This window comes from Actinomycetes bacterium (assembly GCA_035506535.1).
Lineage (GTDB): Bacteria > Actinomycetota > Actinomycetes > DATJPE01 > DATJPE01 > DATJPE01.
In genome coordinates this window covers 26435-38867 of sequence record DATJPE010000001.1, presented here as the reverse complement: position 1 = coordinate 38867, position 12433 = coordinate 26435, and the positions used below count along the sequence as shown (strand labels likewise).

The 12433-nt window shown below is 73.2% G+C and carries 9 protein-coding genes; 1 reads left to right on the top strand and 8 read right to left on the bottom strand.

The genetic code is table 11. The annotated features are described in order from the left end of the window. Nucleotides 1-86: 86 nt before the first annotated feature. The 4 genes from sucD to VMI11_00160 all read right to left on the bottom strand — a co-directional run bounded on the left by sucD (nt 87) and on the right by VMI11_00160 (nt 3149). On the bottom strand, nt 87-953 hold the full coding sequence (gene sucD / locus VMI11_00175; GenBank protein HTY70819.1) for a succinate--CoA ligase subunit alpha: 867 nt from the start codon (nt 951-953) through the stop codon (nt 87-89). A 31-nt stretch (nt 954-984) separates the two neighbouring features. Then, on the bottom strand, nt 985-2163 hold the full coding sequence (gene sucC / locus VMI11_00170; GenBank protein ID HTY70818.1) for an ADP-forming succinate--CoA ligase subunit beta: 1179 nt from the start codon (nt 2161-2163) through the stop codon (nt 985-987). A gap of 124 nt (nt 2164-2287) precedes the next feature. Continuing rightward, on the bottom strand, nt 2288-2689 hold the full coding sequence (locus tag VMI11_00165; GenBank protein HTY70817.1) for a cobalamin B12-binding domain-containing protein: 402 nt from the start codon (nt 2687-2689) through the stop codon (nt 2288-2290). 34 nt (nt 2690-2723) lie between these two features. Next, on the bottom strand, nt 2724-3149 hold the full coding sequence (locus tag VMI11_00160) for a PPOX class F420-dependent oxidoreductase (protein HTY70816.1): 426 nt from the start codon (nt 3147-3149) through the stop codon (nt 2724-2726). A gap of 130 nt (nt 3150-3279) precedes the next feature. On the opposite strand from VMI11_00160, the gene VMI11_00155 reads away from it, so the two are divergent. Beyond that, a complete protein-coding gene (locus VMI11_00155) occupies nt 3280-4230 on the top strand; it encodes an alpha/beta fold hydrolase (GenBank protein ID HTY70815.1) in 951 nt (316 codons plus the stop codon). Between the two features lie 16 nt (nt 4231-4246). Here the strand turns inward: VMI11_00155 and VMI11_00150 are convergent, their stop codons facing one another. Genes VMI11_00150 through VMI11_00135 form a run of 4 tightly spaced genes read right to left on the bottom strand, consistent with a single transcriptional unit; the run spans nt 4247 to nt 12335 of the window. After that, the gene (locus VMI11_00150) at nt 4247-5260 is read right to left on the bottom strand and encodes an NAD(P)-dependent oxidoreductase (GenBank protein ID HTY70814.1); all 1014 of its coding nucleotides are present in this window, start codon (nt 5258-5260) and stop codon (nt 4247-4249) included. Between the two features lie 32 nt (nt 5261-5292). After that, nucleotides 5293-7575 (bottom strand): DNA helicase PcrA, encoded by a 2283-nt coding sequence (gene pcrA, locus VMI11_00145; GenBank protein HTY70813.1) that lies wholly within the window; start codon nt 7573-7575, stop codon nt 5293-5295. Nucleotides 7576-7609: 34 nt separating this feature from the next. Further along, nucleotides 7610-10483, bottom strand: coding sequence for a S8 family serine peptidase (locus VMI11_00140; GenBank protein HTY70812.1), 2874 nt, complete (start codon nt 10481-10483; stop codon nt 7610-7612). A gap of 40 nt (nt 10484-10523) precedes the next feature. Beyond that, nucleotides 10524-12335, bottom strand: a complete 1812-nt coding sequence (locus tag VMI11_00135; protein ID HTY70811.1) for a hypothetical protein — start codon at nt 12333-12335, stop codon at nt 10524-10526. Between the last annotated feature and the right edge of the window lie 98 nt (nt 12336-12433).

The window sequence follows — 12433 nt, the reverse complement described above, 5'->3', positions numbered from 1 at the left end:
GCGCGGAATCGCGCCCCCGGCACCGGTCCGGACCCCCGGATTCCGCGCAATCGCGGGAAGAGAGGTGGGGCGCGGGAGGAGGTCGGTCAGCCGGTGAGGACCTCGCGGACCAGGCGGGCGGTCTCGCTGGGGGTCTTGCCGACGCGTACGCCCACCGCCTCCAGCGCCTCCTTCTTGGCCTGGGCGGTCCCCGAGGAGCCCGACACGATGGCGCCCGCGTGCCCCATGGTCTTGCCCTCGGGCGCCATGAACCCCGCCACGTAGCCGACGACAGGCTTGGTCACGTGCGCGGCGATGTAGGCGGCGGCACGCTCCTCGGCGTCCCCGCCGATCTCGCCGATCATCACCACGACCTCGGTCTCCGGGTCCTCCTGGAAGGCCGCCAGCGCGTCGATGTGAGTGGTTCCGATGACCGGGTCACCGCCGATCCCGAGGGCGGTGGAGAACCCGAGGTCGCGAAGCTCGTACATCATCTGGTAGGTCAGCGTCCCGGACTTGCTGACCAGGCCGATCGGCCCGGGACCGGTGATGTCGGCGGGGATGATCCCCGCGTTGGACTTCCCGGGGCTGATCAGGCCCGGGCAGTTGGGACCGACGATGCGCGTGGCGCTGCCCTGCGACCGGGCGAAGAACTCCGCGGTGTCGTGGACCGGCACGCCCTCGGTGATGACGACGCACAACGGGACGCCGGCGTCGATGACCTCGTGGACCGAGCCGGCGGTGAACCGCGGCGGCACGAAGACCACGGAGACGTTGGCCCCGGTCTCCTCGACGGCTTCCTTGACCGAGCCGAACACTGGGATCCCGTCGACGTCGAGGCCGCCCTTGCCCGGGGTGACGCCGGCGACGACGTTGGCGCCCGAGGCGACCATGCGCCTGGTGTGCTTGGTCCCCTCGGAGCCGGTCATGCCGTTGACGAGGATCCGCGAGCCCTCGTCCAGGAAGATCGCCATCGAGTGTCCTTTCCCGACCCCAGGTCCCGACTCAGGCGGCCGAGGCGGCCAGCTCGGCCACCCGGCGGGCGGCTCCGTCCATCGTGTCGACGAGCTCCACTCTGGGCAGGGCGGCCTCGGTGAGGATCTGCCGGCCCTTCTCCGCGTTGTTGCCGTCGAGCCGTACGACGAGGGGCTTGTCGATGCTCTCGCCCTGGGCCGCCAGCAGCTCGACGGCGGACACGATGCCGTTGGCCACCGCGTCGCAGGCGGTGATCCCGCCGAAGACGTTGACGAGGACGGCGCGCACATCGGGGTCGTTGAGGACGATGTCGAGGCCGGCCGCCATCACCTCCGCCGAGGCGCCCCCGCCGATGTCGAGGAAGTTCGCCGGGGTGATCCCCCCGACGTCGGCGCCCGCGTAGGCGACGACGTCGAGGGTGCTCATGACCAGGCCCGCGCCGTTGCCGATGATCCCGACCTCGCCGGAGAGTTTGACGTAGTTGAGGTGCCGCTCCTTGGCGCGCAGCTCGAGGGGGTCGGTGCCCTCGACGTCGGCGAAGCGGTCGTGGTCGGCGTGGCGGAAGCCGGCGTTGTCGTCGAGGGTGACCTTGCCGTCCAGGGCCAGCACCCGCCCGTCGGGCGTACGCACCAGCGGGTTGACCTCGACCAGCGTCGCGTCCTCGTCCTTGAAGACCGTCCACAGCTGCTCGAGGATCCCCACGACCTGGTCGAGGACGTCGTCGGCGAAACGACCCTCGGCGGCGATGGCGCGGGCCTTGGCGTGGTCGACGCCGGAGCGCGCGTCGATGGGGACCATGGCGAGGGCATCGGGCCGTTCGACCGCCAGCTGCTCGATCTCCATCCCGCCCTCGCGGGAGGCCATCGACAGGTAGCTGCGGTTGGCCCGATCGAGGAGGAACGAGACGTAGTACTCCTCGGCGATGTCGCTCGCCTCGGTGACCAGGACTCGGCGCACGGTGTGGCCCTTGATGTCCATGCCCAGGATGTCGCGCGCCCGCTGCTCGGCCTCCTCGGGAGTGGCCGCGAACTTGACGCCACCGGCCTTGCCGCGTCCGCCGGTCTTGACCTGCGCCTTGACGACGACAGCGGTGCCGAGGGCCTCGGCCGCCTCGCGCGCGGCCTCCGGGGTCGAGACGACCACCCCGGGGAGCACCGGGACGCCATGGGCCGCGAACAGCTCCTTGGCCTGGAACTCGAACAGGTCCATCCGCGGCCTCCGCCTCGTCACGTGGATGCGAGGCAGCCTAGGCCCCTGCTGGCCCAGCGGATCCGCGCCCCCTGCCGTCCCCAGTGCAGGTAGCGGTGCAGGTATTGGTGAACGCGGCGCCGGGTCAGCCGGTAGGCGCGGCCACGTGGTCGCGGACCCAGTCGACGATCGTCTGCGTCGACGTGCCCGGGGTGAACACGGCCGCGACTCCCATGGCCTGGAGCTCGGGGATGTCCTCCTCCGGGATGATGCCGCCGCCGAAGACGACGATGTCCGTCGCATCGTGCTCGCGCAGCAGCTCGAGGACGCGGGCGAACAACGTGAGGTGCGCGCCCGAGAGGATGCTCAGCCCGACCGCGTCGGCGTCCTCCTCGATCGCGGTCGCGACGATCTGCTCGGGTGTCTGGTGCAGCCCGGTGTAGACCACCTCGACGCCGGAGTCGCGCAGGGCGCGGGCCACCACCTTGGCACCCCGGTCGTGGCCGTCGAGGCCCGGCTTCGCGATCACTACGCGGATCGGCTCCACGTCAGCAGACTAACCCCGCGGCGCGCGCCCCGGATCAGGCGCCAGGCAGCTGTCCGTATGCCCGGACGGGGCGGATCCGCAGCACCAGCCGGCGGTCGGCCACCATGGCGCGGCGGTAGTCCTCCCAGTCGGGGTGCTCCCCCGACACCGCCCGATACAGCTCGATGAGCTCGTCGACCGTCGCGTCGTGCGGCTCGACCGCGACCGGAGCCAGCTCGGCCTCGCCTTCGAGCACGACGTAGGACCAGAAGTCCTGGGACGCCGCGTGCAGGGACACCCGTGGGTCGCGGCGAGCGTTCGCGGTCTTGGCGCGGGAGTCGGTCACCGATACCCGCACGAGGTCGTCGTCGCCGACGGCGAAGGCGATGTTGGACAGCTGGGGCCGGCCGTCGCGCTTGAGGGTCACGAGGACCCCGTGGTGGCGCGGGCGCAGGAAGTCGAGGGCGTCGCTGAGCTCCATGAGCCGATCATGCCGTGCGGGCAACGGTTTCGCGCCCGATGATGCTGACGGGTCTCCAGGGGCACCTCCATCATGACGACACATCGATGTGGCACCGTTGTGACGTACGACGTGGGAAGGCCGGGTGAACATGCGGGTACGCGGCAGGGTCCTGGACGCGGTGACGGGCGCCGTCACGCTCCCGGTGGCCGTACCCCGGGCCGTCATGTCCGCGGACGTCGCGACCGCTGTGCGCAGCACGGTCGTCGAGGCGGCCTGGCTCGGTGCCCACGTGCTGCTCTACCCGCTCAACACACGTCGCGAGCGCGCGAGCATGGAGGCTCCCCCGCTGTCGGTCTCGGGGTTGTCCCTGGTCCAGCGCAGCCTGTACGTGTCCGACGTCGAGGCGGCGGGCACCCCGATCGTGCTGGTGCACGGCATCGTGGACAACCGCTCGATCTTCACCCTGCTCCGCCGGGCCTTGCGGCGCCGTGGCTTCCGCCACGTCCACAACTTCGAGTACGGCGTCCTGGCGACCGACCTGCGGGCCGTCGCCGAGGAGCTGGGGACCTATGTCGAGCAGGTGTGCGAGGAACGGGGCGCTGAGCAGGTGCACCTGATCGGGCACTCGCTGGGCGGGATCGTGGCCCGCTACTACGTCCAGCGGCTCGGCGGCGACAAGCGGGTGCACACGGTGGTGACCCTGGGCTCACCGCACGGCGGCACCCTTCCCGCGCGCCTCGTCCCGCACCCGCTGCTGCGCAGCCTGCGGCCGGGCAGCGACATCATCAAGGAGCTGGCGCAGCCCGCTCCCGGGATTCGCACGCGGTTCGTCTGCTTCTGGTCCGACCACGACCCGATCGTCGTTCCCCGCGCGTCGGCGCGGCTGGAGCACCCGGACCTCGAGGCCAAGAACGTCCTGGTCCGCGGCGTCGGCCACTCCTCCCTGCTCGTCGACGGGCGTGTCGTGCGCGAGCTCGTGAGCACGCTGGCTGAGCTGTCCCCCCGTCCCGCGGCCCCGCCGGCGGAGACGCCGCGCGCGCCGGCCCGCGCGCCACAGCTGCCGCCCCGGGCCAGGCCCCGCGCGGCACCGTCGTCCTGAGCCTCGTCCCGAGGAGCTAGGCCTCGACCGGCCGGTTGCGGTAGCGGCGGACCAGCTCCCGCTCCGCGCGCTGCAGGCGAACCGGCGGCAGCCCCGACGCCACCAGGCGCAGGTCGTCCAGCACCATGTCGCCGATCAAACGGAACGCGGAGGCGATGCCGCCCGCGCGGTGCGCCGACAGCACCATCCCGTCGAGGGAACGAGCCTCGTCGTCCAGCGCCACCGGCTCCTGCGGCCACACGTCGACCGCCGCGAGGAGCCGTCCGGCGCGCACCCGCTCGTACAGCGCCGTGAAGTCGACGATCGCCGCCCGGCTGACGACCACCAGCCGGGCTCGCGGCGGCAGCAGGTCGAGCCGCGCGGCGTCGAGCAGGTGGGTGCTCTGCTCGGTCACGGTCGCGAGGACGAACACGTACGTGCTGCGCCGCAGGAGCTCCTCCAGGGGGACCGGCTCGACCTCGGCCTCGCGGAGCAGCCCGTCGGGCAGCCAGGGGTCGTACGCCCGGAGCCGGGGTGCGAAGGGCCGCAGCAGCGGGAGCAGCGCGCGAGCGATGCCGCCGAACCCCAGCAGTCCGACGTCGGCGTGGCGGAGCAGGATCGAGTCGGCGTTGCCGTCGACGGTGTACCGCTCGACGCCGGCCCGGAAGTCCCGGTCCGCGCGGGTGATCCCGCGACCGAGGTCGAGGGCGAGGGCGAGCGCGTACTCGGCGACCGGTTGCGCGTACGCCGGCCCGCAGGACAGCACGTGGATGCCGCGGGACAAGGCGGCGTCGTAGTCGACGTTCGGCAAGAAGTTGCCCTCGACGTTGGCGATGACCCGCAGGCTCTCCGCCCGCTGCAGGCGCTGGGCCGTCAGCCGCGGTTGCCCGACGACGGCGAAGGCTCGCGGGAGCACCTCGTCGAAGGACGCGTCGGCCGGCAGGGTGTACTCGACGACCTCGAACTCCTCGGTCAACACCGCCCACGCCATGGGGTCGAAGAGGTCCTCGCGTGAGCGCGGTGAGGCGCAGAGGAGCACCAGCGGGCGCACTCGAGCGACCCTAGCGTCCGCGGATCCCCCGGTCAGAGCTTCTCGACGGGGGCGTAGCGAAGCAGCAGGCGCTTCTGGCCGTAGGAGCCGAAGTCCACGGTGGCCACCGCCCGCTCGCCGACGCCGTCGACCCCGACGACGGTGCCCAGGCCGAAGGTGTCGTGGCTCACCCGGTCCCCGGGATCGAGCGCCACGACCTCCCGGTTGCCCGGCGAGCGCGAGGTGGGCCGCGCGGCGACCTGCGCGAGCGAAGGCGCGGACGTTCCTCGCGCCCCGGCCGCCGGCTCCTCGCGCTCCCAGCTGACCAGGTCGTGCGGGATCTCCTCGAGGAAGCGCGACGCGGGATTCCAGGACGGCTGCCCCCACGCCGAGCGCACGAGGGCGCGGCTGAGGTAGAGGTGCTGGCGCGCCCGCGTGATGCCGACGTAGGCCAGGCGCCGCTCCTCCTCGAGCTCCCGCTCGTCGCCGAGGGAGCGCAGGTGCGGGAACACGCCGTCCTCGAGGCCGGTGAGGAAGACCACCGGGAACTCCAGGCCCTTGGCGGTGTGCAGCGTCATCAGGGTGACCACGCCGCCGTGCTCGTCGGCGTCGGGGATCTCGTCGCTGTCCGCGACGAGGGAGACGCGCTCCAGGAAGTCGGCGAGGCTGCCCTCGGGGTCGCTCTCCTCGAACTCCCTCGCGACGGCCTCGAGCTCGCGGAGGTTCTCCACGCGGGTCTCGTCCTGCGGGTCGTCGCTGTCCTGCAGGGCGGTGACCAGCCCGGTCTGCTCGTACACGGCCTCCAGCACCGTCGCCGGACCGAGCCCCGCCTCGACCAGCGTCCGCAGGTCGGCCAGCATCCGGTTGAAACCCTCGATCGCGGCCAGGGACCGGGGGTTCAGGCCGTACGCCTGCGCGGCGCGCGCCACCGCCTGGGGGAAGGGGATCCGCTCCCGTTCGGCCAGCGCCTCCAGCATCGCCTCGGCCCGGTCGCCGATGCCGCGACGCGGGGTGTTGAGGATCCGGCGCATCGATACCGAGTCGTCGGGGTTCGCCAGCAGCCGCAGGTAGGCCAGCGCGTCTCGCACCTCCCGCCGCTCGTAGAAGCGCACGCCGCCGACGACGCGGTAGGGCAGACCCACCCGGATGAACACCTCCTCGAACACCCGGGACTGCGCGTTGGTCCGGTAGAAGACCGCCACGTCGCAGGGCCGGGCGGTGCCCGCGTCGTGGAGGGAGTCGATGGTGCGGGCGACGTACGCCGCCTCGTCGTGCTCGTTGTCCGCGACATACCCCGTGATCGGCGAACCCTGGCCGGCCTCGGTCCACAGCCGCTTCTCCTTGCGGTTGGGGTTGCGTGAGATGACGGCGTTGGCGGCGTTGAGGATGACCTGCGTCGAGCGGTAGTTCTGCTCGAGGAGGATCGTCTCGGCGTCCGGGTAGTCCTCCTCGAAGTCGATGATGTTGCGGATCGTGGCGCCCCGGAAGGCATAGATCGACTGGTCGGCGTCGCCCACGACGCACAGCTCGGGCGCGGGCAGGTCGCCCACCGGCTGCACCAGCTCGCGCACGAGGGCGTACTGCGCGTGGTTGGTGTCCTGGTACTCGTCGACGAGGACGTGACGGAAGCGCCGCCGGTAGTGCTCGGCCACGTCCGGGTAGGCGCGCAGGAGGTGCACGGTCTCGCCGATGAGGTCGTCGAAGTCGAAGGCGTTCGCCTCGCGCAGCCGCCGCTGGTAGCGCGTGTACGCCTCCGCGAGGGTGCGTTCCAGGTGGTTGGCCGCCCGCGCGGCGAAGGTCTCCTCGTCGACCAGCTCGTTCTTGAGGGTGCTCACCTGCGCGCTGAACGCGCGCGGGTTGAACCGCTTGGGGTCGAGGTCCAGCTCGCGCACGACCTGTGTCATGAGCCGCTGGGAGTCCGCCGCGTCGTAGATGCTGAAGGACGAGGTGTGCCCGAGCCGCCTGGCCTCCGCGCGAAGGATCCGCACGCACGCGGAGTGGAACGTCGAGACCCACATCACCTTCGCGCGCCCGCCGACGAGGTCGGCGACACGCTCCTTCATCTCGGCCGCGGCCTTGTTGGTGAAGGTGATGGCGAGGACCTGGCCCGGCTGGACGTGGCGGGCAGCCAGCAGGTACGCCACCCGGTGGGTCAGCACGCGCGTCTTGCCCGAGCCCGCTCCCGCGATGATCAGCAGCGGGGAGCCCTCGTGGACCACCGCCGCCCGCTGCTGGGGGTTCAGCCCCTCCAGCAGCGCCTGCGGGTCGCTGCGACGGCCGGCGCGTGGGGGAGGTTTCGGGAGCCCCGTCGGCTGCTCGTCGAAGAGGGTGCTCATCGTCGAGCCAGTCTAGGTGCGCGGCCCGACCCCCTCAGACGAGCACGACGTAGGTGAGCGTGATCGTGAAGTCGCGCACGTCGTAGGTGTCGCCGTCCTCGACGAGCAGCTCCCACCGGGCCCGGTGCCCGTCCAGCACGGCGGGCGTGGCCCGCACCGCGGTCCCCGAATGGTTGCCCGTGGACGCGGGGAGGTGGGTGACCCCGACCTCATCCCCCGCGTCGTCGAGGAAGGCGAGCTCCGCGGTCCCGCCGCCCACCCCGCGGCCGTACGCGGACAACCGCAGCGAGCGGTACTCCGCCGCCGCCGGCAGCCCGAGCCGGTTCACCGTGCGCACCGCGCCGGAGGGCGAGGCGTGCAGCCGCAGGGCACCGCTGCCGAAGGGCGGGTACACCTCGGCGTAGCTCGCGTCGTCCGAGGACTGATAGCCCCCGCCCCCGGCGCTCTGCGCGCTGATCGTCTCGCTCCAGTGGCGGACCGCCGCCGCCCGCAGCGACACGGTCACCTCGTGCGCTGGGGTCGTGGTGGTGTTGCCCGCGAGGTCGGTCGCGCGCAGAGTGAAGCGATAGGCGCCGGCGGGCAGGGCGTGACCGCCCGAGGACCGGCCGCTCCACGTCGCCCGCACCGCACCAGGCCCGGTCCGCGACACCGTCGCTGACCAGACGCGAGCCCCCGCGGCGTTGCGCACCTCCATGAGCACGGACGCCGACTCCGACAGCCGCGCTGACAAGACGGTGGAGTCGCGGAACCCGTCGTGGTGCGGGTAGACGGTGGCGTACGTCGTCGCGACCGAGGTCAGCGACGGACGCACCAGGTCGACGCGGACCGACGCCGACGCCGTCCCCGTCCGAGCCTCCCCGCTCACGCTGCTGGTGTCGAGCCGGATCACGTAGCTGGCGGAGGCGACGACGGTCCCGGTCCCGTCGGTGCCGTCCCAGATCCACCGGTGCCGGCCCGGTCCGAGCTGCCCGAGCGACCACGTGTGGATCGTCGTCGCACGCGGGCCAACGACGCTGACAGTGACGTCGGAGGCCTCGTCCAGGGAGTAGGTGAGCGTTGTGCGGTCGCGCGTCCCGTCGGCGTTGGGTGAGATCACCCGAGGGGTCAGCGACGTGACGGTCGGCGTCAGGTGCGCGACGCTCACCGTCGCCGAGGAGCTGGCGGGCGAGGAGTCGCAGGTGGTCCCAGCCGCGTCGCACGCCACCGCGGTGATCACGTGGCTGCCCGAGGGCAGCCTGCCCACCGGGATCGACGCGCTGAACGGCGCGGTGGTGTCCGTCGCGAGCACCGTCGAGGCGTCGGCCAGGAACCGGACGGCCGGCGCGGACGAGGTGGCGGAGACCGTCCAGGTGGCGGTCTCGTGGTCACCGTCGGACGGCGCGGTCAGCACCGGCGCCGGGTAGTCGACGGTGACCGGGACGTCGGTGCCCGTGCTGGAGCACAGGGTCTGCCGGCACGCGACGACCCGCAGCGTGCGCGACCCGGCGGACCCCCAGGCGGGCAGGGTGAGAGCGGCGGAAGCGGCAGAGACTGCCGCGGCCTTCGTCCCCGGGCGCCCCACCAGCCAGGCGCGGACGTGGTCGCCAGAAGGGACGTCCACCTGGACGTTGGCGTCCCCGCCGACGGTCGCACCGGGGGTCGGCGAGGTGACGGTCGGGCCCGGCAGCACCAGGTGGTAGCCGAGGGCGCGATAGGCGTCGACGTCGCCGTGGGCGAAGCCGTGCGCGTCCTTCGAGGCGGTCGTCCGCAGCGCGTTGCCCACGCCGGCGACGCTCAGCGTCGGCCGGGATGCTCGGATCAGCGCCGCGACGCCGGAGACGAGAGGGGCGGCGAAGGAGGTGCCGTCACCGGAGTCGTACCCCGATCCGGTTCGGGCGGCCCCGAGGATGCCGACGCCCGGCGCCGCCACGTCGACCCAGCTCCCGTGCTCGGAGAACGACGCCCGCGCCTTGCCGTCGTGGGTGGTCGCGCCGACCGCGATCACGCCCGGCAGGGCGGCGGGGTAGAACCGCTTGGTGGTGCCGTCGTTGCCCGCCGCTGCTACGACGACGACGCCGGAGGCGACCGCGTCCGCGATCGCGGTCCGCAGTGCGGTCCCCACCGCCGGCCCGCCGAGGCTCAGATTGATGACCTTGGCGCCGTGCCGGACCGCCCAGCTGACCCCGACCGCGACGTCGGCGTCGTCGATGGCACCCGCGCTGTCGGCCACGCGCACCGCCATCAGCTCGGTGCGCCACCCGACCCCGGCGATGCCCGCCCCGTTGTCGGTGTCGGCGGCGATGATCGAGGCGACCATCGTGCCGTGGCCGACCTTGTCGGTGACGTTGGTGCCGCCGGTCACCGCGTTGTACCGCGCGACCACTTTGCCCGCGAGATCGGGGTGGGAGGTGTTGACGCCGCTGTCGATGACGGCGACCCGTACGGCGGCCGATCCGTGCGTCACGGTCCACGCCCTAGGGACGTCGATGGCGCTCAGATAGGGCTCCTGCTGGCTGAAGAGGGCGTCCGAGGGCGCGTCGAGCAGCGACATCGGGTGCACCGGCTCGACGGAGGCGACTGCCGGGTCGAGGCGCAGCCCCGCTGTCGTCGCCGCGACGTCGGCACGGGGCACCACCAGGGTGAAGTAGCGGTCGTAGGGCTGCCCGTCGGTCCGCGACGAGACCCCAAGCGCCCCGGCCACGCCGAGCGACTCACGGCGCACCTGGAACGGGTCGGCACCGGCCCGGGTGACCACGGACAGACGGACGCTGCCCGAGGCGTCGCCCGACGTCGTCACCGCCGTGACCGGAGGGGGCGGCGCGGGGGGCGAGGGCGGCGTGGGGTTGGCCGCCGCCCGCGGCGTACCCGCCACGACGGCAACGAGGGCGACCGCCAACGCGGCACCCCGGACCGACCGCGTCGTGCTCATGATCCCCTTCGTCGAGCCGACCTCCCCCGTTGCCACCACGCTAACCCGCGGCCGGGACCCAGGCACCGACCGCGACCAGCCGGACCGCGGTCGCCCCCGCATCCGCTGCCATCCTCGCCGCGCCCGCGGAGCTGAGGGCGGTCGTGAGCTGGGTCGTGGTCACCCGCTTGGCCTCCGCGGCGAGCACCCACGCGTCCGGCTCGGTGCCGGCCGGCCAGACCACTGCTTGGGTACGGGCGCTGGAGGCCAGCCGGGCCTGGGCCACGACCGCGACGGCCGCGGACGGCACGCCGTGCCCGATCAGCCGCAGGGTCGCCGAACGTCCCGCCGCGAGAGCCGCCTTGAGCCCGACACCGCTCGCGGAGTTGACCAGCGTGGCCGGCTTCACCGCCGTGAACAGCGCCCCGCCGGCGACCGACGCGGGGGCGTACCACCCGGTGAGGACGACCTGGACGGCCCTGGTGCCGGAGGCGCTGCGGACGAGGACCGCCGGGTCGTCGGGGAGCCCAGGGCCGAGCGCGACCACGTCGGCCGCCGTCGCGGTGCGCCCGGTCGTCGCCGTGGGGGCCGCCATGGCGGCGGCGGGGAGCGGGTCGTGGGCGCCGTACACGCGGACCCCGCCCGCGACGCTGCCGCCGGACACCGCGACCGAGAGGGCGACGGCGCTCGCGTCGGCGGGGACGCCGAGCTGGGCGCGGGAGAGCGGCGTCACGGACGAGGGCTGCACCGTGGCCTCCAGGACGGTGCTCGGCACCACGGGGTGCAGCAGCGTCGCGTCGGCCGGGACGAACGCCCCGAGCACCTCGACCGCGATCGCGGCCTGGCCCGTGCTGAGGGTGAGCGACACGGCGCCCCCGGCCCCGACCGGGACGGTGATCACGTTGGTCCCCGTGACACCGGCGGTCAGCGTGAGCGCGTCGCTGGCCCAGGAGGGCGCACCGGCGGGCTGCACGCGCAGGTCGCCAGACGCGTTGGGGCTGGTCGCGTACACCCGCAGCAGCACCGCCTTCGCGCCGGCGGGCACCCCGCCGACGCCGGCCACGGTGACGTCGAGGCGCCGGCCCTCGCCGACGTACTCGTCCTGGGAGAGCCGGCAGGCGTCCTTGCCGGTGCGCGTGTCCAACAGCGTCGTCGCGGGCAGCGGCAGGAACTGCAGGCCCTTGGCCGAGACCGTGGTCGCAACGGGCTGCCCGGTCGCCTCGGGGCAGTCCGGCACGGTGACCGCGCGGCCCGACCAGTACGACGTGCGCGCCCGGGCTCCGTCCCAGGTGAAGGAGAAGTGCGCGTGGTCGCGGTGGCAGGTGGTGTCGTAGGCCGCTTGCGGATGCTTGGCGCAGTCGAGATAGGGCTGCCAGCCCGCCGACGGCTGGTAGACGCGGAACATCCGGTTCTGCCAGATGACGTACATGATCCCCATCCGGCGGGCCATCGCGACGGCGTGCCCCTGGGCGTCCTTGGCGAGCAGCCAGCTGAGGAAGGCGTTGATGTCCGCCTTGGTCGTCGGCGCGGCGAGCATCCAGTCCAGCGCACGGCCCTCCTGGTGCTCGGAGGTGGGGGTCCCCGAGCAGGGGCGGGTGATCCCGAACGCGGTCGATCCGTACGTCGCCGCGAGCAGGGCCTCGAGCCGCTTGGGGCCGGCCTTGGCCACGGGGTCGCACGCGACCGGCGGCTGGTAGGTCGGCAGCGGCTCGATCGCGGCCGGGAGCGTGATTGGAGCCGGGACCGGAGGCTTCGGCGAGGCCAGGGCGCCCGGGACCCCAAGCGGCTGCAGCAGCACGCCCAGCACGGTGAGCACGCCGAACAGCAGCGTGAGCGAGCACCGTCGCGACGCGCGAGGAGCCACGGTGCGCATGGGGTGATGATCGGCACCGGCCGCCCGGGCCTGCAGCACCTGCCTACCATGTCACCCGTCCGCTGGCGCTGCCCCCGGTTCGACGACCGCGGCCAGAA

Coding starts and splice junctions, on each gene's coding strand:
- sucD (HTY70819.1), bottom strand. CDS start 953: ATGGCGATCTTCCTGGACGAGGGCTCGCGGATCCTCGTCAACGGCATG.
- sucC (HTY70818.1), bottom strand. CDS start 2,163: ATGGACCTGTTCGAGTTCCAGGCCAAGGAGCTGTTCGCGGCCCATGGC.
- VMI11_00160 (HTY70816.1), bottom strand. CDS start 3,149: ATGGAGCTCAGCGACGCCCTCGACTTCCTGCGCCCGCGCCACCACGGG.
- VMI11_00155 (HTY70815.1), top strand. CDS start 3,280: ATGCGGGTACGCGGCAGGGTCCTGGACGCGGTGACGGGCGCCGTCACG.
- pcrA (HTY70813.1), bottom strand. CDS start 7,575: ATGAGCACCCTCTTCGACGAGCAGCCGACGGGGCTCCCGAAACCTCCC.
- VMI11_00140 (HTY70812.1), bottom strand. CDS start 10,483: ATGAGCACGACGCGGTCGGTCCGGGGTGCCGCGTTGGCGGTCGCCCTC.
- VMI11_00135 (HTY70811.1), bottom strand. CDS start 12,335: ATGCGCACCGTGGCTCCTCGCGCGTCGCGACGGTGCTCGCTCACGCTG.